Origin of the sequence: Nocardioides sp. NPDC047086 (assembly GCF_040643685.1) — a bacterium.
In the GTDB taxonomy this organism is placed as follows: Bacteria; Actinomycetota; Actinomycetes; order Propionibacteriales; family Nocardioidaceae; genus Nocardioides.
In genome coordinates this window covers 27,350-51,992 of sequence record NZ_JBEYUV010000010.1, presented here as the reverse complement: position 1 = coordinate 51,992, position 24,643 = coordinate 27,350, and the positions used below count along the sequence as shown (strand labels likewise).

Annotated in this window: 18 protein-coding genes and 1 pseudogene; 10 read left to right on the top strand and 9 right to left on the bottom strand. The window is 67.7% G+C overall.

Annotated elements, in window-relative coordinates; translation table 11 throughout:
- Positions 1–91: 91 nt before the first annotated feature.
- Positions 92–2,641 (bottom strand): ATP-dependent helicase HrpB, encoded by a 2,550-nt coding sequence (gene hrpB / locus ABZ796_RS09950; RefSeq protein ID WP_357336557.1) that lies wholly within the window; start codon positions 2,639–2,641, stop codon positions 92–94.
- Positions 2,642–3,041: 400 nt separating this feature from the next.
- Here hrpB and ABZ796_RS09945 point away from each other — a divergent pair, with 400 nt between their 5' ends.
- Positions 3,042–5,321: a P-loop NTPase fold protein gene (locus ABZ796_RS09945; protein WP_357336555.1), complete on the top strand. Its 2,280-nt coding sequence runs from the start codon at positions 3,042–3,044 to the stop codon at positions 5,319–5,321.
- 57 nt (positions 5,322–5,378) lie between these two features.
- Here the strand turns inward: ABZ796_RS09945 and ABZ796_RS09940 are convergent, their stop codons facing one another.
- The 8 genes and pseudogenes from ABZ796_RS09940 to ABZ796_RS09905 form a co-directional block, all read right to left on the bottom strand.
- Positions 5,379–6,764, bottom strand: a complete 1,386-nt coding sequence (locus tag ABZ796_RS09940; protein WP_357336679.1) for a hypothetical protein — start codon at positions 6,762–6,764, stop codon at positions 5,379–5,381.
- 63 nt (positions 6,765–6,827) lie between these two features.
- Positions 6,828–6,911: pseudogene (locus tag ABZ796_RS09935) on the bottom strand (SEC-C metal-binding domain-containing protein); the annotation flags it as partial.
- Between the two features lie 189 nt (positions 6,912–7,100).
- Positions 7,101–8,972: a hypothetical protein gene (locus tag ABZ796_RS09930; RefSeq protein ID WP_357336554.1), complete on the bottom strand. Its 1,872-nt coding sequence runs from the start codon at positions 8,970–8,972 to the stop codon at positions 7,101–7,103.
- A 2-nt stretch (positions 8,973–8,974) separates the two neighbouring features.
- Positions 8,975–9,445, bottom strand: coding sequence for an ABC-three component system middle component 2 (locus ABZ796_RS09925; RefSeq protein WP_357336552.1), 471 nt, complete (start codon positions 9,443–9,445; stop codon positions 8,975–8,977).
- Complete coding sequence (locus ABZ796_RS09920) at positions 9,442–10,536, bottom strand: ABC-three component system protein (protein WP_357336550.1); 1,095 nt, start codon at positions 10,534–10,536, stop codon at positions 9,442–9,444. The genes ABZ796_RS09925 and ABZ796_RS09920 overlap by 4 nt, the downstream gene beginning before the upstream one ends.
- Positions 10,537–10,889: 353 nt before the next feature.
- A complete protein-coding gene (locus ABZ796_RS09915) occupies positions 10,890–11,768 on the bottom strand; it encodes an aminoglycoside phosphotransferase family protein (protein ID WP_357336548.1) in 879 nt (292 codons plus the stop codon).
- Between the two features lie 27 nt (positions 11,769–11,795).
- Positions 11,796–12,218: an NUDIX domain-containing protein gene (locus tag ABZ796_RS09910; RefSeq protein ID WP_357336674.1), complete on the bottom strand. Its 423-nt coding sequence runs from the start codon at positions 12,216–12,218 to the stop codon at positions 11,796–11,798.
- A gap of 61 nt (positions 12,219–12,279) precedes the next feature.
- Positions 12,280–13,014: a helix-turn-helix transcriptional regulator gene (locus ABZ796_RS09905; protein WP_357336547.1), complete on the bottom strand. Its 735-nt coding sequence runs from the start codon at positions 13,012–13,014 to the stop codon at positions 12,280–12,282.
- Positions 13,015–13,268: 254 nt separating this feature from the next.
- Here ABZ796_RS09905 and ABZ796_RS09900 point away from each other — a divergent pair, with 254 nt between their 5' ends.
- The 9 genes from ABZ796_RS09900 to ABZ796_RS09860 all read left to right on the top strand — a co-directional run bounded on the left by ABZ796_RS09900 (position 13,269) and on the right by ABZ796_RS09860 (position 24,587).
- Positions 13,269–13,871 (top strand): TetR/AcrR family transcriptional regulator, encoded by a 603-nt coding sequence (locus tag ABZ796_RS09900; RefSeq protein WP_357336545.1) that lies wholly within the window; start codon positions 13,269–13,271, stop codon positions 13,869–13,871.
- Between the two features lie 110 nt (positions 13,872–13,981).
- Positions 13,982–14,479, top strand: a complete 498-nt coding sequence (locus ABZ796_RS09895; RefSeq protein ID WP_357336543.1) for a hypothetical protein — start codon at positions 13,982–13,984, stop codon at positions 14,477–14,479.
- Between the two features lie 82 nt (positions 14,480–14,561).
- Positions 14,562–15,107 (top strand): RNA polymerase sigma factor, encoded by a 546-nt coding sequence (locus tag ABZ796_RS09890; protein ID WP_357336541.1) that lies wholly within the window; start codon positions 14,562–14,564, stop codon positions 15,105–15,107.
- Positions 15,100–15,774 carry a zf-HC2 domain-containing protein gene (locus ABZ796_RS09885; protein WP_357336539.1) on the top strand — a complete coding sequence of 225 codons (675 nt, stop codon included), beginning with the start codon at positions 15,100–15,102 and terminating at the stop codon, positions 15,772–15,774. The genes ABZ796_RS09890 and ABZ796_RS09885 overlap by 8 nt, the downstream gene beginning before the upstream one ends.
- A 215-nt stretch (positions 15,775–15,989) precedes the next feature.
- Positions 15,990–17,078, top strand: coding sequence for a glycosyltransferase (locus tag ABZ796_RS09880; RefSeq protein ID WP_357336538.1), 1,089 nt, complete (start codon positions 15,990–15,992; stop codon positions 17,076–17,078).
- Positions 17,075–18,814 (top strand): glycosyltransferase family 2 protein, encoded by a 1,740-nt coding sequence (locus ABZ796_RS09875; protein ID WP_357336536.1) that lies wholly within the window; start codon positions 17,075–17,077, stop codon positions 18,812–18,814. The genes ABZ796_RS09880 and ABZ796_RS09875 overlap by 4 nt, the downstream gene beginning before the upstream one ends.
- Complete coding sequence (locus ABZ796_RS09870; protein ID WP_357336534.1) at positions 18,811–20,874, top strand: acyltransferase family protein; 2,064 nt, start codon at positions 18,811–18,813, stop codon at positions 20,872–20,874. Before ABZ796_RS09875 ends, ABZ796_RS09870 begins: the two co-directional genes overlap by 4 nt.
- Before the next feature lie 18 nt (positions 20,875–20,892).
- Positions 20,893–21,345: a thioesterase family protein gene (locus ABZ796_RS09865; RefSeq protein ID WP_350834662.1), complete on the top strand. Its 453-nt coding sequence runs from the start codon at positions 20,893–20,895 to the stop codon at positions 21,343–21,345.
- A gap of 119 nt (positions 21,346–21,464) precedes the next feature.
- Positions 21,465–24,587 (top strand): glycosyltransferase, encoded by a 3,123-nt coding sequence (locus ABZ796_RS09860; protein WP_357336532.1) that lies wholly within the window; start codon positions 21,465–21,467, stop codon positions 24,585–24,587.
- Positions 24,588–24,643 lie beyond the last annotated feature (56 nt).

Genomic DNA, 24,643 nt, shown 5'->3' with positions numbered 1-24,643 from the left:
CGGCGAGGACTGGCCACACCCAGACGCTATCGAGGTCTCCTGCATGTGCAGAGATGGCTCGCCCACGTCGGCCGGCGAGTCGACCCGCTGCTCACCTTCGGCGGCGGGGGTTGTTCGTACGCGCGGTGGCTGGTGCGCTGCGGGGGTCCTCCGGCCAGGCGTGCTTGGGATAGCGCCCGCGCAGATCAGCACGAACGCCGGGGTAGCCGGTGTCCCAGAAGGACTCCAGGTCTGCCGTGACGGCTGCTGGGCGTCGCGCGGGGGAGAGCAGATGCAGCAGGAGCGGGACCCGGCCGTCCGCGAGGACCGGTGCTGCGGTCCAGCCGAAGACCTCTTGGATTCGCACAGCGAGCACCGGTTGCTCGGCGGAGTAGTCGATCCGCACGCTCGACCCGCTGGGGACCTGCACTCGCTCGGGAGCCAGATCGTCGAGCCTGCCTGCCTGCGGCCACGGCACCATCGCCCGCAGCGCGGCTGCCACGTCGACGCGACGAAGATCCTGGGCCGAGCGAACCCGCGCCAGCTGCGGCCCGAGCCACGACTGGAGGTTCTGCGTCAGCGCCGCGTCGCTCACATCGGGCCACGGGTCACCGAGCGCACGGTGCAGGAAGTCGAGGCGGGCGCGCAGCGCCGTGGCCGCGTCCGGCCAGGCGAAGAGGGCGATTCCCTCCCTCGCCACCGCCTCTCGGATCGCGTCGGTCACGGCGTGGGCCGGTGGATCGCTTAGCGGCACGGAGCGGAGCTCGATGGCGCCCAGCAGCGTACGTCGGCGAGCCAGCACCCGCCCTCCGGTCCAGGTGACCTCGTCCACCTCGGTCCACAGGGACCCGGCCGCCTCGAGCGCGAGGTCCTCGGTGAGCGGGGCCGCCGCTCGGATCCAGGCTTCACGCTGCCCGGGCCGCCGCTCCGCGTCTCCGACCGCGAGCCACTCCAGCCCGTCCAAGGGCCCCGGGGCACGCGGATCGAGCGCCGCGCCCGTCCCGGACGCCATCAGGTAGCTCGCGGAGCTCGAACGCTTGCGCGCGATCCGGTCCGGATGCGCCAGGGCCACCACCAGGCCCACCGCCACGTCATCGGTGAGTGCGCGGGCTGCTCGGGAATGGTCCGACGCGTTGCTCCGTCCACCCGTGGTGCCCTGCTTCTCGACGATCGTCTCCAGGCGGGTGGCCTGGCTGCGCCACGAGCCCGCACGCTGGTTGCCACGGAGCGACCGGAGCGCGGCAACCAGGTCGCCGCCGGGAGCGCGTACGTCCTCGCTCAGCATCGCGACCACCTCTGAAGCGCGCCTGGCCCCGACGAGACCAGCCCCGTCGATGAGGGCACGCGCCAGCCTGGGATCGGCCGGTACGCCGGCGATCACCCGGCCCCGCGGGGTGGCTCTCCCTTCCTCGGTCATCGCCCCCAGATCCACCAGCACCTCCTTGGCTGCCGACAACGCATGCGCTGGTGGCTGGTCGAGGAGCGCCAGGTCGTGCACGTGGTCACTGCCCCAGCACGCCACCTCCAGGGCGAAGGCAGTCAGGTCGGCAGTCGCGATCTCGGGCTCCGGGTGAGCGGCCAGATGTGCGTGCTCCGCCTCGGACCAACAACGCAGCACGGCGCCCGGCCCCAGCCGTCCGGCCCGACCCGCCCGCTGCTCGGCTGCTGCCCGGCTCACCGCGACGGTGACCAGGGAAGCCAGTCCGCGACGGTGGTCGGTGCGTGGCTCGCGCGAGAATCCGGCATCCACCACGACACGTACCCCAGGTACGGTCAGCGAGGACTCGGCGACCGCGGTCGAGACGATCACTCGTCGGCGCGGGCCTTCGCTGAGCGCACGATCCTGCTCGGCGCCGGACAGACGTCCGTGCAGGGCGTGGACGGACGCGTCCACGCCGGCAAGGCGGCGTACGGTCGCCTCGACCTCCGCGACACCCGGCACGAAGACCAGGACGTCACCCTCGTGCTCGGCGAGCGCACGACGTACGGTCGCTGCGACATGGTCGTGGAAGGCCGGGGTGATGCCCCGCTCGTCGGTGCGGCGTACCCCCGCAGGCGCCGGGCACCAGACCGCTCGGACCGGGTGCAGAGCACCCGGGACGCGGATCACCGGAGCGGTCTCGGCCCCACCGAGCAGGGCGGCGGTCCGTTCGGCCTCGATGGTGGCCGACATCGCCACCAGGGACAGGTCCTCACGCAGGTGGGCCCGTACGTCGATGAGCAGCGCCAAGGTCAGGTCGGCGTCGAGGTGGCGCTCGTGCACTTCGTCGAGCACGACGGCCCCGACCCCGGCCAGCTCGGGATCGTGCTGGATCCGCCGGAGCAGCAGGCCGGTCGTGACGATCTCGACACGGGTACGTCGACTGTTGCGCCGGTCTCCGCGCACGGAGTATCCGACCGTCTCACCAACCGGTTCCCCCAGCAGGTGCGCCAGCCGACGGGCAGCAGCACGGGCTGCGATGCGGCTGGGTTGCGTGACGACGACCCGTCCGGCGACAACCTCGGCGACCGCGGGCGGGACCAAGGTCGTCTTGCCGGTGCCCGGCGGTGCGTGGACCACCGCAGCTCCGCGGGCACGAAGCGCCTGGTCGAGCGCGGCCAAGCCGGCGGTGACCGGGAGATCGGGCGGCGCGGCGAGCAGATTGCGCAGAGGGTCGGACACTCCTGCAGTGTGCCTGACGTGCCTCGGCCGGTGTCGCGTCGGCGCTGAGGGCTGTCACCACGACGACGCCCGAGCAGACGAGCCCATCGTCCGACGCATCGCATCGGAGGTGACGATCTGGGACTGGCGGATGTGGGAAGCGGTTCTGAAAGGGCCATGTGTCTCGGGCTCGTCGCGTCCACAGCCGGTCGCTATCCGGTGTCCGCAGCGCTCCAGCCGATCGGTGCAGCATCGGCCACTCGCACTTCCGTCCACCACAGCCTCAAGCCTCGACACAGTTGGTGCGCCCCACTGGCGCCGATATGACGCACTGATCAGCGCCGAGTCGCGACGGCGTCACGAGGCTCAGGCGGTTTGCGCTCGATCTGGGTTGTCGGCGCCGAGCTTTAGACTCCGTGTCGTGACCATCGACCGGCAGCCGACCGCACATCTAGACCCTGGGCGCCTATCGCGTGGGCCGAACGCCGACTCGAGCATTTTGTCGAGCCGGGGACCGGGCTGGCACGACGACCCTATTAGTTCGCTCGACCAGGACCGGCTCGGCCGTGCTTCGTTCGCTAAGCATGCGGCGCGGCTGATCGCCGAGACGCACACGGTGGATTCGAGTGTCGTCTACGGGTTGGAAGGGCCGTGGGGGAGTGGTAAGTCGTCGGTGATCACGATGATCACCGCGTTCCTGGTCCCAGCCAAGAGTTCGACCGATGGCGCGGGGGACGGGGTGAAGGAAGATGGTTGGCGAGTCGTGCCTTTCACGCCGTGGGCAACGTCGGGATCGGAGGCGCTTCTCGCAGAGTTTTTTGCAGCCCTCACGGCAGCGGTCCCGGAGGCCGGCGCGGCACAGGGACTGCGTGACAAGATCACCGGATACGCCGAGATCGCCCGTCCGATCGCCGCGCTCATCCCGGGTGTCGGCAATGGTCTGGTCGAGGCCAGCCGCACGGTCGAGGCACGCCTCCGCAAGCCGTGGAACATCGCATTCGCAGAGGTCGCCGATGCACTTCGCCAGCTCGGGACGCCGATTCTGATTGTCGTCGACGACATCGACCGGCTGCAGCCGGTCGAGTTGCTGGATCTGCTCAGGGTTGTCCGGTTGCTCGGTCGATTCCCGGGCGTCGACTTTCTGCTCGCTTATGACGAGCAGACCCTCGTTGAGACCCTTCAGGACCCTGCTCGCGGGACGGTCTCCACTGCACGGGCACGGGCCTTCATGGAGAAGATAGTCCAGTATCCGCTGAGCATGCCGCCGCTGCTCACAGGCAAGATTGTCAAGATGCTCGACGCTGGGCTTACTGAGATCATCACACCCGAACGGGTCGAGAGGGGTTTCGACAAGCCTCGCTTCGGCCGCATCGTCCTCACGACGATGCCCTCCCAACTGGCCACCCCGCGAGCCATCGAACGGTTTCTTGCCCAGGTTCGCGAACAGTTCCGGATTCACGACCTCAATGAGATGAACGATCTCGACCTCATTCTGGCTACATTCCTTCGGGTGCAGTTCCCCGACCTGTTCGCGCAACTGCAACGTTGGAGAACCGAGCTCACCCGCGGCGCGACGGACTGGATCAGCTATCCCAGCCGCAACGAATCCGGCCCGAACTGGGACGAGTTGCTCCAAAAGGTCGAGGATGTTCAGGACCGTCAGGACGCCCGCGCCGCCCTCGAGGCATTGTTCCCCGCCGTAGCCGAGAGGAACCCGGCGCGCGCCGCTGCAGGCCGGTTCGCGCACCCCGATTACTTCGATCGCTACCTCGCTCAGTCGATCCCCGAGGGCGACATTCCTGATGCGGTAATTGCCCGCGCGCTGGCCGAGGCCGCCGCCGGGAACTCCGAAGTTCTCCGCACCCTTATCCTCGCTGAGGACGACGAGCAGGTCACCCTCGCTCTAAGCAAGATTCGCGTTCGCTACCCCGATATCGGCCAACAGTGGATGCGAGACCAAGCACCTGAGGGCCCCGCCAGCGTGGAGCTCCTGGCAGCTGGAATGGCCTTGGTCAACGAACTTCCGGATCGCCCCGGCTCCTGGACCTCAGCCCTCGAGCAGACCACGTACTGGATGGCAAACTTGCTGCGTCGTCTTCTGGACGCCGACCCGAATACGGGGGTCGACGCAGCCCTTGAGGTGTGCACCAGGACTAGGCGGCGCGCCCATGTCGTCTCGGCCGCTTCAGGCTCTTTGGACGGCGTCGACAATGACACCCGCGAAGCGCTTCTGGCCGCGCTGACCCATGAGGCCGACCGGCTGATCCCCTTGCTGGTCGCCGACCTTCGGTTGGGGGATGACGGTGATACCGACATCGGTGGTTCGTTTCTCTACTCGGTGGTCCATGACGCCGGCCGGCTCCCGGAACTGCAGGCGGAGCTTCAGGCTGGCCTCGCGGCCGAGGAATTTACGGTCGCAGATGTCGCGGCCCGGTTCGTTAGTTTCGCATATATTGTGGGTGGCCCTGTGGGTGCGGCTCCATCGAGTGCGGCGTTTGCCGGTGAACTGTTCACCAAGGTCACAGGTGTGGCGGCGGATTCGACTGACCACAACGAGCACGAGACGTGGGCCGACACGAGTTGGGCTCGCCGGCGGCGGTTCGCTGCTAAGTATGTAAAGAGCACGGGGATGACTGCGGAGCATACGACTGACTCGAGCGTGAAGGAGGCCGACGCCGGGCCTGACGGCGATCCGTCGTGAAACAATGGGGCGGGAATAGTCAGCAGTCGCCGTCGAGGCCCTAGCTTGAGGTGGTGGCTATTTTCGGGCTCGCCGGGCAGCGACGAATAGGTACGCGGCTTCGCGCCTCTTGCTGAGACGAGTGCTCAAGTACGGAGCGAGCGTCGCTAGGGTGCCTACGGCACCCATCCCCGCACCCAACAGGCCTCCGCTGACGCCGCCGACGATCAAGGCAGCTCCAGATAGACCGCCCGGGATAACCGCCTGCCATGCGCGATCACTGCGCGCCGTCTTCTGAAGCTTGTGGGATGAGGCCTCCAGCTGATGAGTCAGTTCTGTAATCGCGTCGATCCTGTCGCTATCGGTTCTGGCGGTCTTCAGGGAGGCGCGTACCTGACGCCGTAGGTCTTCGATTGCGTCTTCGTTCTTCAACAGATTCACTAGATCCGGGCTGCCCAGTGAGGGCAACTCCGGGATGTCAGCCCACAGTGCAGCCTGTGATCGGCTCATCCGCGCATCGCGTTCTCTAGTGCGGAGGAGCCGTGCTTCGAACAGCGACGCCGACACATACTCCGAGCCGAACACGTCCGCTGCGACCACACGCTCGTTCGTGCGTTGCACCAGCGCCCCGACGGCCGAGTCCATCACCTGGCTAATCCACGGCACATAGTTGAACGATGGGTCGTATGGCTGCAGCATCAGCGTCGTGAAACTGCCGCTGTCACTGTCGAGCGAGTTCCGGTCGATATGTCCATGCAGCCAGAAATTGGCAGCCTCATGGGCCAGGTCGTCCGCGGCGCGGACGAACAGCGCCTCGCGTGCTGTCGGTCCCTCCACGATTAGTTGGCTACGAACCCATGCCACCAACGCGGGGACGCTTAAGTCCTTCGCGGTCAGCTCCTGAGCCGTTGGCCCCTGGGACGCCATCGCCACGCCGTCGGGGACCGGGATCGCGATACCGCCAGCGAGCAGTTCGGCGTTCACAAGCTCGGCCGATGCGACCTCCCTCAACCTACGAACTGTCGGCTTGCCGCGCAAAGTAATGAACACATGGTCCGGGTACAACACATGGTCGGCGAGCAGCAGCGTACGTCCGAGGAACTTCGTAACATTGAGTTCTTGGTTCCACAGCATTGCTGGTCGCGGAGTCCTGTTCGCTACCTGAGCCACCGTTCGAACCGTCTCTGCGGCGAGCTGGAATACGGCCTCTGCGATGTCGTCAGATGGCGGATCGTCGCTGGCTGGCATCCCCGCCAGCCGACGCAGGACCTCTACTCGCAGGCCTCCGAGTGCCTCCACGCTGAGCGCGTCCTCGCCACCGTTCAACGCTCCCGCGAGATCGGCCTCCCAGTTCGTGTACGAGATCGACGTTGGAGTCGGGCCCGTCGGCGGCATCGTAAATGCAGTCCCAGCGGGCATTGAGTCGATCATCGCGTCCATCTCTATCGACGTCGATGGACTCAAGAACCTGCTTCCTTCGTGGTCTGGCGGCAGAGGGGCCCCCGGCTGTGAGGGTGGCCGCTGCATCCCGTGACAGGCCTTGTACTTTCGACGCGAACCGCACCAGCATGGCTCATTGCGTCCATACGGTGCCAGCAGATCTACTCCCATCACAGAGCAAGATTCTCGCAGATGATCTGCGTTTCGCGAGCCCACACGGTTGCCGTAGACGGTGACGCGCCAGCCGGTCATCCAGTGTCATCCGGTTGAGCGTCATGGTGGGCGGAGTTGTGTACCGTGCCGCGCTCGGATCTCGGGATCCGAATGCATTCGACGCGGCGAAATGACGCGGTTCGTGATTCAGGTGCGGGGGCCGCTCTGCATCGTCGCGCCTCGGAGTCCGCCGACCGGGAAGAATCCGTACCTGCCGTAGTCCCGGGCCGTGAAGACGATCTCTACCGTCTGTTCGTCCAGCGGTTCGTCCGGGTCGGTGTTCTCCATGACGATGACTTGCCCTGTCGCCTGCCGCTGGATATCGCGATAGAACCCATCGACGACGTGTCGGGGCGGCTCGCCGTCGACTAAAGGGTCTTGGTCAGGTGGTCGGTAGGTCAGCACCGGCGTATCAAGCACCACGAAACCCGGGTGTGGAATCTCCCGATCAGCGCAGTACTTGGCCAGGCTGAGCGTGAACGCTGCGTGGAGGATGGCGCGAACACCCTTGCCGTGTGACGACCTCAACTGATCCCTTGCTACGACGTCCTGCGACGATGCGTCGTATCGCACTTCGTTCGGCGTGGGGAATCCCCACGCTGCGAGGCGCTCTGCCAACTCGGCTGAGAACTCGCGCTGAGCCCGCAAGCTCACGCTCGCCGCAACAGCAGCCGTCTCAGCGGTCGACTCGTCCACGACAATGCGCTTCATCTTTTCAAGCGACTCCACCTGGTCATAAAGACTCAGGGACCGCTCGATAGATGCCCGCTTGCCCACGAGTTCCTTGAGCTCGCCTTTGTCCGAGGCCAGCGACTCCTCAAGGTTAGCCAGGCTCGACTCGAGTTCCTCGCACGATGCTTTCGCCCGGGCGGCGAGTCGTCGGAGTTCACGCCGCCGGTCGCTGACATCGGCGATTGTGGCTTGAAGGTCATCAGCAAGAGCACGGGTGCGCCGGGTTTGCTCATCGACCGCGGCGCCAAAACTGGTCGTGTCTCCCTCGCACGCAGTGTTCTTGTGTTGATGCGCTGGCTCGGCGCCACAGAAGACACAGGTGCCGGCCGTGAAGTAGCCGAGCAGCACGCCGGTCTCCCGAACCGTGGCGAGGCGAGCGAGGTCCGAGGCATACCGCCGGCTAAGGATCTCGAACCGGTTCTTGAGCGCGTGCGTGTCGCTCCACTCCGCCTCGTAGGCAGTTACCTGCTTCTGCTGGTCGCCGAGTTGTTTTGTGACGACGGCGCGGCGCTCAACCAGTTGGCTGACGGAGCCACTCTGCCGGTCAATCGAGGCGTTGAGCCTGGCCAACTGATCTCGCAGTTCAGAGGCATCGGGTGTATCGGAAAGCTGCGTCTCGAGTTCACGAAGCAGCCGGTCAACAACGTCTACCTTGGCTTTGCTGAGCTTCGCCAACTCAGACTTCGACTCGACCGCAATCAGACTTGAGTCATCCTCGTCCTGAAGGAACACCTTCAGGACGGACATTTCCTTTGTCTTCGTGACGTAACTGCCGGTCAGCGCTGGCGGCACTTCGGCTTGCATCTGAGTCTCGTCGACTACGCACAGGTGGGCAACGTTGCGGAAACTCAAGCTGTCCGTCTCGTTCCGCGCGTTCTTCCGAACTTTGCGCCCGTCGAGCCCGATCGCGTTCAGCAGGTAACGAGAGACGTTTCCTATCGCAACCGGGTTGTGTTTCGCTGCCAACGTGTCGTCTGGAACACCGAGCGGAACCTCGCGGACATCCGAGTAATAGATTCCGAAGTTTCCGCCGTCGACCGACCGCCTCAGGGTGACCACGGTCGTGTCCGGCAACTCGAGCCCAAGCAGCACCGTCGAGTAGCCCGCGCGTTCGGGAATTTCCTTTAGTGCGTTCGCGCCAAGCATAAAGTCGATGGCATCGACGATGAACGACTTGCCGGTATCCGATGGGCCGCGCACGACCGTCACTGCCGGGCCGAACGCGACACTCGCAGGCTCGACGTTCGCACCGATGAAGGTCAGGTGAAGGAGTCTCAACTGGAGCATGTTCAGTACAACTCTTCCTCGACAAGCGGCGTGAATTCTTCCGACCAGTGCGTCACGACCGACGACAGCGCCGAGCGGAGCGACTGCTCGTCAAGCGTGCCGAAGTAGTCCACGACCCAGGTGGCTCGGAGGTGGAGTTGGCTCGCGTACGCCGTCTCCAGAAGATTGGTGAATCCGTCCGCGGACTCGCTTGCCCAGAACTCGATACCGCTGTCACCCACGCCAGCCTGCGCGAGCTCGGCCCGAACCATGACCTCCAAGCCTGCCTCGATCGCCTCGCGCTTGACGCCGAGTTCACCGGCACGAATCGGGGCGGCCGGATGAAGGCTATCTGGCCCCCCGAGGTCGGCACTGTGCAGCAGTGAGTGGTCGAGAAGAACAAGCTGATTCAGGTCCAAATGCTGCGGAAATACCTCCTGCAGCAGCATCAGAACCCGCAGGCCGACTTCGAGAGGGCTGTTGAGCGGGTTCACGACTGTTCCTTGGGGGTCCAGGTCAGGCGTTCGTCGTTGGCCAACTGGTGGCAGATGCCTCTCCTGGCCTGGGGGGCCGCCCATGACACCAAGGGATGCGAACTCAGGTCGACCACCGTCGAGTGCTCAAGCACGGCCGTTAGACGCGTCATGCCCGAGTCGTGCTGCGCCGCAGCGGTCTCAATCACGCCGTCATATACGTCATTCTGAAGTCTCTCGAAGGTGCCGTCGGGTACCGCGTCGCGGGCGTCCATCCGTACAGACTCAGCGGCGTAGAACGAGTACCTCTGCCGTTTGAAGTGCGCGCCAAACGTCGGGTGCGCTCCGAGCGCGCTCGCGTCGGAGAGGTCATCTGTGCAGCTCTCTGCATAGACCTTGCGCAACTCCGAGATGAAGGTGGCCTCATGCTCTCCGAACTCATCTGGCGGCTCAGAGAAGGCCGATGGTGTGGGCAGGTGTACGCCGCCGAAACGCGCTATGTGGTGCGGGGTCTTCTTGTGCGTGTCAAGCGCCTCGTGCAGTTCCACGGATCTAAACAGCGAGAAGTCGGTTTCCTGCGCAAGGCCACGCACCCGGCCCAATATCTCCGCATCGATGCCCTTCACCAAGGAGTGGCCGTCCGCCACCGCCTCGAGGAACTTCGTTCGCAGTTTCGACGGTTTGCTCAGCAACCGGTTTAGCGTCGTACTACAGCCCTTCGGTGCTAGGAATCTGTATGTATCTGGCATGACATAGTCGCTGGCGACCACATGTAGGAAGACCTTGAGAATTTCTGGCCATGCGTCTGAGGGCCCAATCGGGTCAGCATAATGCTTGCCTTGGAAGCAGTCCCATGGCCCTTCCAACTGCTGTTCGGACTTGAACCCGGCGACATCGATGCCCTCGTCGCCACTCCCGCCGAGCCGCTTGACCTGAACGTAGGTCTCCTCTAGTCCGAGGGCCCACTCCTTGATGAACTCCTCCCACTCACCACTGGAGTAGAAGAAGATGCGATGAGCAGGCGGAACCGGAGGTCCAGCGAGAGCGAGTGGCGGGCAGGCTACGGGCTCGGGTAGGTCTGAGAGGACTACCCCTGACGTCGAAGCAGTCACCCAGAGCACCCTTTCTGCGCCGTCAACCGTTGCTGGTTCAGCACTCTAGTGGGGCGCCACTTGCCGCGCGGGATGTTCGCACCGATCGCCGTGCCCGCCCGCTAACTCGCGATCAACTTTCGTCACGTCATTCTGGGCGGAATGACACGTCGCTGTGGACGCAGATCATGGTCGTGGGCACTTCGTAGTTGTGGCGCGGTCGCCAGGATGTCGAGGTCGGCGACCGTCAGTAGGCGGCCGGTCGGAGATGCTGTGTCGGCGGACAGGGTGGGACTTGGTCGCCGCACATCCCGACGCTGTGCGCTGAGTATCGTCAGGCGCCTAGCTGGCTACTTGACGGGAATCTGCCTCGTTCAGAGGGCAGACCACTTCCAGGGCCGCGGGATCTCTCCTCGTAGGCATGCGAGCCGATGGGAGGCCTCGGCCGCTGCCTCTGGGCTGGTTGCTGCTTTGCCGGCGGCGAACGCGGTCCAACGCAGCTCTTGTAGATCGGCGAGGGTTCGGAACCAGGGTTCGTCGCGTACGTCGTAGCTGCCGTAGGCGGTTACGAAGGCGGCGTAGGCGTCGCTGTCGATGCGGGCGAAGTCTTCGTGGTCGACGGCGAGTGGGATCAAGTCCCAGGCTGGGTGTCCGATTGAGACGTTGTCGAAGTCGAGAAGGATCGGTTGGCCGCCGTCGGGTACCACCAGGTTGCCTTGCCATGCGTCGCCGTGAACGACATGTCGGGATCGGAGGGCGACTGTGGATGTGAGGCCGGCGTCGAGACCGATGAGGCGGCCCTGGAGCCATTCACGGTCGGAGGCTGGGAGCGATCGGGCTGATGTGATGCGCTCGCCGACGTACCTGATCATGTCGAGGTTTGGCAGGTCGATGGTGGGGGGCACCTGGAGGGCGTGGAGCTTGCGGAGTACGGCGCCCAGTTCTGCCGGTGTGGCGTGGCGGTGCGCGGGGATCGGTGTCCACCAGGTCACGGGTCGCTCGGCGACAACGACGAGATCCAGGCCGTCGATCGGGAGGTTTGCCTCGATCCCGCCGGCGGACAGCCATGACGCGATCTGCACCTGGCGGGCGCCATTCTCGGCTGTTCCGGGGCGTCCGACGCGGGCCACGACCCCGGCACTCGGCAACAGATAGATCGCGTTGGAGCCGTTCCTCAGCAAGTGGGCGTTCTCTGCGTTCAGCCCGACCTGCGAAGCTGCCTCTCGCAGCACGTCGAGGTTCGCGCTGCGCATCGATGCCGCGCTCACAACACGTCCGGGCTAGGCGGGGTCGAGTCGAACCGTGTCGGGATGTTCCATCGCCCAGTCGAGTCGCATGCGCTGGCTCGGATCCATGGTGAGTCCGGGGGTGTCTGTCCGTGGAATCCACTCGACCCGCGGGCTCTCGGGGCTGCGGGTCGGCTCTCCGGCGACATAGTCGGCTCGGTAGACGATGGCGAACTGTTGCCGGACTTCGCCGTTGTCGTACTCGATCCGATGGAGTGGATCGGTGAAGACGCCGACAAGGCCGGTGCACTCGATTTGGATGCCAGTCTCTTCCAGCGTTTCCCGGACCACACAGGTGGTCATGCTCTCGCCGTACTCCATGGTGCCGCCAGGCATGGACCACTTGCCGTTGTCGCTGCGCTGGATGAGCAGGATCTCGCCATCGCGTTCGACGAAGGCTGCTGCTGCTGGCTTCATGCTGTTCACGGGTGGGGCTGCTGGGTCGTCGTGCCAGTCGGTCCGAGGCATGGCGTCCAGCCTATTCAGGGCGTCGAGCGCTGCTCCATACGCGGTCGAAGGCGCCCATGTAGTAGCTGTGCAGGTGACCACCAGGAACATCGGCCAGTTCGAGAACAGGGGAGTCCTTTGCCGGAAGTCCGTGGCTATGGACGTTGACAAGCAGGGTCTGATCGAATCGGTACAGCGAGGCGTACAGGGTCGTGTCATGTAGGCGGATCTCGACACCGGGCAGCGACGCGGACGCTGCGAGGAACTCGTACGCGGAAGCTGCCCTACCGGGGACGTTCGGCATCCCTTCACCGAGCCCACGCTGCACCAGGACATCGCTCGTCGGATCACCCAAGAGGACGCGTGCCCTGCCGCCGGCATTGCTCAGGCGGGCGAGCGTCTCAGGAAGCCGGTGGGTATCGGTGAGGAACATGGCGGCGTAGACAAGGACGTCGATGCGCTCACGTGCGTTGTCCAAGTGCCTTTGCCACACCTCCGGGGGCACGGATGAGCGAGTGGGCCAGATCCGGGTGATCTCTGACGTAGTTGGGTTGACGGCATGGTCGGTGCCGAGAAGGACAGGCCAGAAGTACGTCTCGTCCTTGCCCAGTTCGGCGGCGACCCGGGCTCGCGCTTTGGGTCGAGGGATCCGATCTTGAGTGATCCAGCGCTCGACTGTCTTGGCATCGACTTCGACCAGAGCGCCGAGGCGAGCAGGTGAGAGCCCGAGCGCGTTCATCGCACTGCGAAGGCGGACATTACCCATGCCAGAACTCTGTCATGAGTGTCCCTCAATGTCCCTATAGCGAGGTGTTGTCGTCCCCGCGAGTCGATCGAAACTGAGAGAGCCCGGGGCGACTGAAGGGTCTCCTCCGTAAGCGGTCGTCCCGGGATCCAACTCGCCAACAACTGCGACGGAGCACCATGAGTTCCGCAGAGAATCGACGCCCTCGCCCGGGACGACCCCGGCACATCCCGGCCGCTGATACCGCGGCCGATCCGAAGGACCAGATCCTTGCCGTGGCGGCACGGCTGTTCGTCGCCGGGAGCTATGCCGGGACCTCCACCCGCGACATCGCCGACGCGGTGGGGATGCGTCAGGCGAGCCTCTACTACCACTTCGCCGGCAAGCCCGCGATCCTCGGCGAGCTGCTGCAGATGACCATCCGTCCAGCGTTGGACAGGGTCGTAGACCTCGACCAGATCGAGAGTCCCGAGGCAGCGCTCTACCTCCTCGCCCTCCACGACGCCAAGTCCCTCGCCGGGCTCATGCACAACATCGGGATGCTGCCCCGGTGCCCGGACGTTGCCCAGACTCCGGAAGCTCGGGAGTACGCCAACGCGCGGGGCGAGCTGCGAGAGGTCTACAGGTCGCTTGCCGTCTCGTGCGCGTCCGAGGTAGTGACCGCCACGGTGGGCAGGTCTCAACTGGGCGGGATCGTCATGGAGCTCGTGGAGAGCGTCATTGGCACCCGTGCCGAGAAGCGGGTCGTCACCGAGCGCGAACTTCAGAACGTGGCGGCCGCATGTTTACGAGTGTGCGGCGCGTCGAACGAAGCGATCGAGGCGGCTCGTACGGCCGCCGACGAACTGCTGCCCGAGTCGGTCCAAGCTGGTCGTTGATCCCACATGCAGTCGCACAAGCGGTCCTGATTCGATGAATCCCGCGGGGTGGGTCGGCCCGTATAACTGGCATGAGAGCTTCGACTTCGTACTTGGCAAGGGCCGTGCTTGTGGTTGCTGCGACGGTGCTCTTCGCAGCGGGGTGCGGCAGTGGTGACGGCGGGAGTGGATCGGATGCCGGTGGGGGCGGGTCGGCGCCGGTCTCGGTGGCCGAGGTCGACGGGACCAAGGTGCTTGCCGATGCGAAGGGGCACACGCTCTACAGCGCGGAGGTCGAGAAGGATGGGCAGATCCACTGTGTCGACGGGTGCACGAAGTTCTGGGTGCCGGTCGTGGCGTCGGATGGTGATGTGAAGGCGGCGAAGTCCGCGCTGGGTGGCGAGTTCGGGACGGTGGAGCGGCCGGACGGAGATACCCAGCTGACGCACGACGGGCTGCCGCTGTACACGTTCGCCCAGGAGGGGGCCGGTGAGCTCAAGGGGGACGGGTTCACGGATGACTTCCAGGGCACCGAGTTCGTGTGGGTGGCGGCGCGGAGCGACGGGTCCTCGACTCCGTCGAAGTCGTCGACGCCGGAGGACAACGGGGGCGGCGGGTATGGCTACTGACGGGAGTACGGTCAGTTCGTGGCATCGCGACGCGGGACCGCGGGGATGACCAGCCGTCGTACGGCCGGAGGGTAGGGCCGGCGTGGGGGCCGTGTCGGACGAGTCGCTGCTGGCCGCGATGGCTGGCGGTGACCAGGATGCGGCCGCGGCGTTCGTACGCCGCCATCAGGCTCGCGTCTACGGCCTTGCCCTCACCATCGTCCGGCTGCCCGCTCTCGCCGAGGACGTCGCCCAGGACACCTTCGTCAAGGCGTGGCGGCACGCGGCCACGTACGACGCGAGACGTGGGCGGGCATCGACCTGGCTGCTGAGCATCACCCGGAACGCGGCGATCGACGCGATCCGCTACCGCCACGACGATCCGATGGACCCGGATCTGCTGGTGGCGCTGTTGACGGTGCGGGACGAGAGCGGGGAGAGCGATGACCTGGACACCAACCTCGCGCTGCGGCAGGCACTGGCGGAGCTCCCGCACGAGATGGCCGCGCCGATCGTGCAGATGACCTACTTCGGGCTGACCGCCCAGGAGATCGCCACCCGTGAGGACGTACCAGCGGGCACGGTGAAGACCAGGGTGCGCCGGGGCCTGGAGAAGCTGCGGCAACGAATGGGGGTTCGCGATGCCTGAGTCCGAGCGCTGCCGGGAGGTGCGAGAGCTGATCCCGGAGCTGGCGATGGGGGTCGCGTCCGGCGAGGCGCGGGCTCGGGGGCTGGCGCACCTGGCCGGCTGTGCGAGCTGCCGACGCGAGCTCGAGGACGTCTCGGCCACCGTCGATGCCCTGCTGCTGCTCGTCCCGGAGCGCGAGCCGCCGGCCGGGTTCGACGCCAAGGTGCTGGCGGCGCTGGATCAGCATGCTCCCCGGCACAGGTTCCGCACCGGCCTGCTCGTCGCGGCGGCGATGGTGCTGGTCGCGACTCTCGCCGCCGGACTCACCTGGTGGCGGGGCGCGGAGGACCGCGACGTCGCCGACGACTACCGCGGGGTGCTCTCCACCGCCGACGGGAGCTATCTGCGGGCCGCGGACCTGACGATCGACGGTGCCGGCGCCGGAAGCGTCTTCGCCTACCAAGGACGACCGTCCTGGCTGTTCATGTCCGTCGAGGACGCCCCGAACGGCACCTACCACGTACGCCTGGTCGGCACCGACGGGCGCACCCGGTGGCTCGGGACATGCACCGTCCGAGACGGCACCGGGGCCTGGGGGACCACCGTCGACGTGCCGATCCGCTCCGTCGACCGGGTCGAGATGTTCGGCAACCGGCTCCCGACCGTGGTCGCGAACCTCCGCCGTTGAGCCGGTCTCGACCGGTTCGACCACCAGGAGGGGTGGGTTCCGTGAACCGTCGATGAACCCGTGATGAAGGCACGCGGAGAAGGCCTTCGAGTGGTCAAAGTGGGTCTTTTCGGCTGCCTAGAATCCTTCGGTCACCGGCCAACCGGGGCACCGGCGAGACGTGGTCTCGACGTTCGGGGGATCGTCACGGTTTACGTAATTGAGGACCCCCACACATGCCTTCGACCCTGCTGTCGTTCCCCTACTACCGGAGCAATCCCTACCTGACGATGCTCACCGTGGCACCGCGGGCGGCGGGTTGGGACGTGGTCGAGGGAGTGCAGGGCCTGCACCGGCTCGAGGCACGCGCGGAGCACATGGGGCGGGGCGACGTGCTCCACGTCCACTGGACCTCGCCGGTGACCGCCGGCTGCGAGAGCCTCGAGGATGCCTGGGTCAACGCAGCCCGGTTCGAGGACGTACTGAGCGGCCTGCGCGACCGCGGTGCCGACGTGCTGTGGACGGTGCACAACTCGATCGCCCACGAGGCCGACTACGTCGATGTCGAGCTGGCGGTCGCCAAGGCGCTGGCGAGCTACGCGACCCGGATCATCCAGCTCAACCCGGCGACCGTCGAGGAGACCGCGGCCTACTACACGCTCCCTCCCGACAAGGTCGTCGACCTGCCGCACTCGTCCTACCTCGGTGTCTACCCCGACGGCGGCGACGACGCCGCCTCGCGCGAGCGCATCGGGGTCCCGCAGGGAGTGCCGACGGTCGGCTTCATCGGTCAGATCCGGGCGTACAAGGGGCTCGACGTCCTCTGCCGTGCGGTGGAGATCGCCGCCGAGCAGGTGCCCGACCTGACCTTCGTCGTGGCCGGCAAGGTGGTGCCCGCCGCCGACGTGGAGACGGTCGAGGAGATGCTCTCGGCGCCCAACATCGTCAAGCGGCTCGGGTTCGTCGAGACCGCCGACTTCTCCGACTGGCTGCGGGCCAGCGACGTGGTGGCGCTGCCGTACCGCCGCATCCTCAACTCCGGCTCGCTGCTGGCCGCCGGCACCTTCGGCCGCACCGCCCTCATCCCCGAGGACACCCCGGTCGCGCGGCAGTTCGCCGACCAGCCGTGGGTGGTGACGTACGCCCCGGAGCCCGATGAGCCGGTTGCCCTGGCGGCGGCGATCCTGGAGGCCCTCGACGGGCAGGAGTCGCGGCATCGGGCCGCTCATGAGTTCACCCGCACGTACACGCCCTACGACATGTCGCGCGACTACCTGCGGCTGCTCGACGGGCTGGCCGGCGACCGGAAGGAAGAAGCCCGATGACCACACCCGAGCTCTCCGTCGTCGTCCCGACGCACGATGTCGGCCTGTGGGTCGGCGAGCTGCTCTCCTCGATCCTCGAGGACCAGTCCACGGCCTCCGACCCGGTGGATCTGGAGGTCATCGTCGTCGACGACGCCTCGAGCGACGACACGTTCGAGATCGCCCAGGCGTACGCCGCCCGTGACCCGCGTCTGAGAGTGGTCCGCTCGCCCGGAAAGGGTGGGGGACAGGCGCGCAACCACGGTGTCTCGCTGGCGCGGGGCCGCTTCCTCGCGTTCGCCGACGGCGACGACCTGGTGCCCCGCGGGGCGTACGCCACGATGCTGCGCAAGACGCGGGAGACCGGCTCGGACATGGTCGTCGGCCGGTTCTTCAAGCTCTTCAGCGACCGGGTCTGGTGGCCGGTGCGGGCCTGGCCGGCCTTCGACGAGGAGCGCACCCTGGTGAGGCTGGCCGAGGCGCCGTCCGCCCTGCGCAACCGGGCCTGCTGGAACCGGATCTTCCGGCGCGACTTCTGGGACTCCGCGGGGATCACGTTCCCCGACGCCTCCCGCTCCAACGACATCGAGCCGATGGTGCACGCGCTTACCACGGCCCGCTTCGACATCGTGACCGAGACCGTCTACGTCTACCGCGACCGGCCCGGGCCGGGGTCGATGACGGCGAGGTCGCACTCGCCGGCGGGGATCATCAGCTACCTGGAGCAGGAGCTGCGCTGCGCCCGCCGGATCGTCGCGCTGGGCGATGCGGAGGTGCGCGCGGAGTACGCCTCCCTCATCTTCGACGCCGACGGCTGGATGGCGATCGTCCGGGCGCTGCGAGGCATGTCGGTGATCGACCCGGTGGCCCTGGAGCCGGCTCGCGCGCTGGTCGCCGAGCTCGTCGCGCTCTTCGACGACGGAGTCGTCGACGACCTGATCGACGACCTGGAGCGCGACAAGCGGTGGGGCTGGCGGCTGGTCGCGTCGGGCCAGTGGGCCACCGCCGCGCGGCTGATCGGCGACGGCGTCCGCTGGGGCGACCGGACGGTCGCCGACATCCTGGAGACGCTGCAGCTGGTCGCCGACAGCGGCGTGGTGCCGCTGCGTACGCTCCAGCGGCCGCTGGTCAACGCGGTCGCGTCGGTCTCGCTGGGCGACGAGACGCTGGTCGGGGACGATCTGGCCGACCTGGTGCTCAAGCACCGCGACCTGTTCACCGTGGTCGCCGAGGCGGTCGGGGCCGAGGGGGTTCCCGCCTGGCGGCTCGGCCGGATCATGGCCGCCCTCGAGGACGGACCCGAGCTCCTGCGCCAGGTCGTCTCCGGTGCCACCGATCCGGTGACCGCGACCTCACTCTCGCTCGTCGACGGCCGTGCCCACCTTCACCTGGCTCACACGATGGTCGAGTCCGTTAGGCTCCGCGTCGTGTTTCTCCACGACCGTCGGCGCCGGACGCTGGACTACGACGCCACCGAGCTCGCCTCCGGCAGTCTCGAGGTCGCGCTGCCCACCGCCGCGCTCTCGGGCGGTCGCTGGCGGGTGCGGTTCGAGGGCCGTGACGCGCTCGGCGAGTTCGACGGTCCGGTGATCATCCACGAGGACGTCATCGGCGAGCGCATCGGCGACCGGGCGCAGATCGTCCAGCTCGCCGGCCGCCCGCGCCACGGGATCGAGATCCCGCTGAGCTTCGGCGAGCGGGGCGTACGCAAGGCCCGCCGCGTCGCCGGCCGGATCGTCCGTCGGGTGCGCCGATGACCGCAACCGTCGTCGCGCCCGCCGCCGAGCAGACCGGGACGTCGACGCCGGTCCGGGACAAGCGGGTGGAGATCCAGGCGCTGCGGACCGCCGCGGTGCTCGGTGTCGTCCTCTTCCACCTGTGGCCGGGGGCGATCCGGGGCGGGTACGCCGGGGTCGACGTCTTCTTCGTCATCTCGGGCTTCCTGATCACCTCCCACCTGGTCCGCGAGGCCGCCAAGCCCGGCGGGGTGCGGTTGGGTGCCTTCTGGGCCCGCCGGATCCGGCGGCTGCTGCCGGCGGCGCTGCTGGTGCTCGTGTTCGGTGCGGGCGCGACGTACGTCCTGGTGCCGGAGGCACTGTGGCAGCAGTTCCTGCGCGAGACGGTCGCGGCCGCGTTCTATGTGGAGAACTGGCAGCTGTCCTGGGCGGCGGTCGACTATCTCGCCGCCGAGGACCCGCCATCGCCGGCGCAGCACTACTGGTCGCTCTCGGTCGAGGAGCAGTTCTACTTCATCTGGCCGCTGCTGGTCGTCGCGGTGTCGCTCCTGACCCGGCGACGGCCGAATGTGCGGCTGACGGCGATCCGGGCAGTGTTCCTCGCCGTCTTCGTGGTCAGCTTCGTGGCCTCGGTCTATGTCACCGCGACGGACGGCGCCGACTCCTACTTCGTCACCTACGTGCGCGCCTGGGAGTTCGCGGTCGGCGGTCTCATCGCTGTGCTGCCGCTCTCCCTCGCGCGGGTGCCCGAGCGCTGGGCGCCGTACGCAGCAGTGGCCGGCTGGCTCGGGATGCTCGGCGCGCTGCTGCTCTTCAACGACTCGCTGCCGTTCCCGGGCTGGGTGGCGCTGCTGCCGGTCGGCGGCACCGCGCTGGTCATCTGGGCGGGCGCGCCCCGCGGCCTCGGGCTTCGGGTCGTCGGCCATCCGGTCGTGCAGTGGATCGGGACGGTCTCCTACTCGCTCTATCTGTGGCACTGGCCGCTCGTGGTCGTGCTCCCCGAGACCGGCCCCGTGCTCGGCACCTGGCTCCGCGAGCCGCTGATCCTCCTGGTCACCATCGGCCTCGCGGCCCTGACCTACCGGTTCGTGGAGACGCCGTTCCGCACCGGACCGATCCTGGGGACCACCCCGCGGGCCTTCCTCTTCGCGGTGCTCGGAGCGGCCCTGGTCGCCGCCGTCGCGGTCCCCGGGATCCTGCATGGACGCAACATGGTCGAGGAGAGTCGCGCCCAGGCTGAGGCGCTCGGATCGGGAGACACCGAGTGCTTCGGCGCCGCCGCCCTGATGGAGGGGTGCCGGAACCCGGAGCTCGACGGCGTACTTCTCCCTGCGCCGATCGCCCGCAAGAACGACACCGGCCGGGCCTACCGGTGCTATCTCCCCGAGATCGAGACGTACGCCGCCGACGCCCGCCCCGAGGTCTGCCACCTCGGCTCCGACGACCCGGATGCGCTCCGGGTCGCGCTGGTCGGTGACTCGCACGGCGCTTCGCTGATCCCCGGCCTGACCCGGGTCGCCGAGAGCTCAGGATGGTCGGTCGACACGTTGGTCGCCAACGGCGGCGGGCTGCTCCCGGCCACCGCGGGTGACCCGCGCCGCGCCTACCGCGAGGCGCTGATCGAGCAGCTCGACCAGGAGGCGTACGACGTCGTGCTGGTCACCCAACGCCGCAATCCGAACCTCGCGGCCGGCGAGCCGGACCCGGTCGCCGAGCAGCTCGCGCAGGCATGGAAGCCGATCCTCGCGCGGGGAACGAAGATCGTCGCGCTCGCCGACAACCCGTACCTCACCCCCGAGGCGGCGACCTGCCTCGACGGGATCGAGACGCTCGCGGACGCCGGCGCGTGCGAGATGACCCGCCAGGAGGCGTACGCCACCTCTGACCCGCTCGCCGAGGCGGTCCGCCTGGCAGGGCCGGGCGCTTCGCTGATAGACCTCTCTGCGGCCTACTGCGACGAGGACCGGTGTCCCCTGGTGGTCGGCCACGTGCAGGCCTATCGCGACCAGAGCCACATCACCGCGACCTTCTCGATGACGCTGGCGCCCTATCTGGTCCGCGCGGTCGAGGACGAGCTCTAGGATCTAAGATCAGCCGCGATGAGCACTCCTGACCGCAAGGCCCCGACCCGCGCCGACTACGTGCACTGGCGCACGATCACCACCCGCTGGCGCGACGACGACGCCTACGGTCACCTCAACAACGCGACCTACTACGAGTACTTCGACACCGCGGTCAACGCCTACCTGTTCGAGACGACGGGTGTGAACGTACGGAAGCTGCCGAAGATCGGGATCGTCGCGGAGACCTCGTGCCGCTACCTGCGCGAGATCGGGTTCCCCGAGCCGGTCGAGGCCGGGCTGGTCGTCGACAAGGTCGGGAGCTCGTCGGTCATCTACCGGATCGGGCTCTTCCAGGGGCCTGGCGAGGAAGCCGCCGCCGAGGGCCGGTTCGTGCACGTCTACGTCGACAACACCGACCCGTCGCGTCCGGTGACGCCGATGCCCGATGAGATCCGGGAGGCAGTCCTGCCGCTGTGGCGGCAGAATTGACCTTGACAGTTGGGTGAACGTGCGTGGTGCCTGTTCACCCCTACACGGCACTGTGACAGTCTGACGCACTGCCGAAGCACGACCTGGAGCGTCTTGGGGGACCTTTAGTGGACGAAGAGTTGAAGCGCATCGCACGTGGCGGACTGCGTAGGGGGCGAGACCTTGCCCGCAAGGTCTACAACGACTCGCCCCTCTACAGCCGGGCCGACGACGTGCGTCTGCTCGTCGACTGCCCGCTGTTCGACCATGAGTGGTACGCCGAGCAGGTCGGCCAGCGCCTCGACCGCAAGCGCGCCGCCCGGCACTATCTCGAGCAGGACCCCACCAAGCCGCTGGCCCAGCCCAGCCCGCTCTTCGACCCGGAGTTCTTCCTCGCCCGGCTGACCCCACGGCTGCGCAAGCAGATGGGCGACCAGGACCCGTTCCTCTACTGGCTGCGCGCCGAGCTGTGGCTGCAGCCGACCCATCCGCTCTTCGACACCGACGGCTACACCGAGCGCCGCAAGACCGAGAACTTCTACGGCGGCGCGATCGGGCACTACGTCGACCGGGGCGCCCGCAACGGGCGGCGGGCCAACGACTGGATGGAGCAGGTCGACGGCCGGTTTCCGGACCTGCGTGACTGGATCCGGGACCGGCGCGCGGAATGGCAGGCCCGGCAGGGCGGCCCTAAGACCTGGCGGCCGGCCATCGATCCTGCCCGCGCCGTGCCGACCGGTCGTGAGCCGGTCGGCACCGTCAGCGTCATCGTCGACCTCGGCGCCTCCGACGAGCACGCCCGGGCGACGCTGGCCAGCGTCGCCGCCCAGAGCGGCGTGAGCACCGAGATCATCGTCATCGACCGGGGCCTGACCCCGTCGGTCGCCGATGCCATCCCCGACGCCCGGATCGTGCTCGGCGACCCGGACCGTGGTGAGCCCGGCGTGGTCGCCGCATTCGCGCAGGCCAGCGGCGACTTCGTCGCGTACGTCGCCGGGGGAGACATCTGGAAGCCCGGTCGTCTCGCGCGGCTGGTCTCGGTGGCCGAGGCCGGGAGGCCGCTGGTCGCCGACGTGCTGGAGCGGCCGTGGCAGCCCGAGCAGCGGTTCGCCGTGGACGTACCTCCGACCTCGCCGGGGCCCGACGTGCCGGGTCCGCTGATGCGGACCCTGCTCTCCCGACTGCTGATCTCGGCGCCGCTGCTCGCGGAGGTCGGTGGTCCTCGTGACGACATCGGCTTCGGCTGGGCCTACGACCTCGCGCTGCGGCTGACCTCGAGGGCGGCGGTCGAGGTCGTCCCCGAGGTCGGCGTCGAGCGGCGCCAGGGCATCAACCCGCGCCGTCCGCGCCAGGACCGGCTCGCGCTCGACCCCTTCGACGTGGAGTCGTGGGAGGACGTCGTACGCAACCGGACGTTCATCGACTGGGCCGCGCTCGGCACGCGCACCCCCGACCCGGACGTGGTCTCGGTGGTGATCCCCACCTACGACGACTCGCTGCTGACCGTGGGCGCGGTCGAGGCCGTGATGGAGCACGGCGCGGGGGAGAAGCGGCTCGAGATCGTGGTCTGGGACAACGGCTCCTCGGCCCGGGTCTCGGCGGTGCTCGACTCGCTGCCGCTGCGGTTCCCCGAGGTCAAGGTGGTGCACAGCACCGTCAACCACAACTTCGCACTCGGCAACAACCTCGCCATCCCGTACGTCACCGGCGAGACCGTCGTCTTCCTCAACAACGACACCACAGCGCTGGCCGGCTGGCTCTCGCCGCTGGTCGAGGCGCTCGAGGACCCCGAGGTGCTCGCGGTGCAGCCGCTGCTGCTCTACCCGAGCGGGTCGGTGCAGTCGGCCGGGGTCGTCTTCCCGCCCTACGGCGGGCTGCCCTACAACATGCTCGCCGAGTACCCGCCCGAGGATGCTGCCGGCCTCGAGGGCCACCGGTTCTCGGCGCTGACCGGCGCGGCGCTGGTGATGCGTTACCGCGACGTCGTCGCCTGCGAGGGGTTCGACCCGATCTTCACCAACGGCATGGAGGACGTCGACCTGTGCCACCGGCTCGCCTCGCTGCGACCAGGGTCGTTCCGGGTGGTGACGTCGGCCGAGGTCGTCCACCACGAGTCGAAGTCGAAGGGCCGTTTCGCCCGCGCACCGCGCAACCGGCTGATCTACCTCGACCGCTGGGTCGGGCGCACCGAGCCTCGCGACGACGTGGCCGCCTGGACGGCCTGCGGCTACCAGGTCGTCGGCCGGGCCACGGCCGGGGACCCGACCGGACCTGCGAAGACGTACGCCGCCACCCGCCCGATCATCGCGCCCCTGCCGCGGGTGTCGGTGGTGGAGGGGATCCCGCAGCTGCGCTGGTCGATCAAGATCTCCGCGCCCGGAGCGCCGGAGGGCGAGCGGTGGGGCGACACCCACTTCGCCCGTGCGCTGGCCCGTTCGCTGCGCAAGCTCGGCCAGTCGGCGGTCGTCGACCACCACTACGAGTGGGAGCGGCCGAGCGCCCTCGACGACGACGTCGTGGTCACCCTGCGCGGCCTGTCGCGCTACTTTCCCGCGCCCGACGGCCGGATCAACATCGGCTGGGTGATCTCCCACCCCGACGCGGTCACCCGCGCCGAGGCGGCAGGGTTCGACCGGCTGCTGGCGGCCGGGCCGGCCTGGGCCGAGCGGATGTCGGCACGGTGGGGCATCCGCATCGACCCGCTGCTGCAGGCCACCGACCCCGAGTTGTTCAACCCCGACCGGGCGCTGCCCGACTCCGGTCACCCGGTACTCTTCGTCGGCACCTCGCGCGATGTCGAGCGCCCGATCATCCACGACGCGGTCTCGGTCGGGCTGCCGCTCTCGGTCTACGGCCACGGCTGGGAGCCCTACATCCCGCGCCACTTCGTCAAGGCCCAGCACATGTCCAACACCCAGCTCGGTGCCGAGTACCGAGCCGCCGGGGTCGTGCTCAACGATCACTGGGCCGACATGCGCGACTACGGATTCATCTCCAACCGGCTCTTCGACGCCGTCGCCTCCGGCGCCCGCGTCATCTCCGACGACGTCGTCGGCCTCCGCGACGTCTTCGGTGACACCGTGCAGGTCTACGAGACCCCCGAGGACCTGGTGAAGTGGTCCTCCATGCCCGACCCCTCGGTCGTCTTCGGCACCGACGAGCACATCCGCGCCGAAGCAGCCCGCATCCACCGCGACCACGGCTTCGACGCCCGCGCCCGCTCCCTCCTCGACATCGCGCTCGAGGAGCGCGCCAAGCGATAGCCGAGCCGTCACGTACGTCGGCCGAGGTGTCACTGCCCGCGGAGCCCGAACCTGTC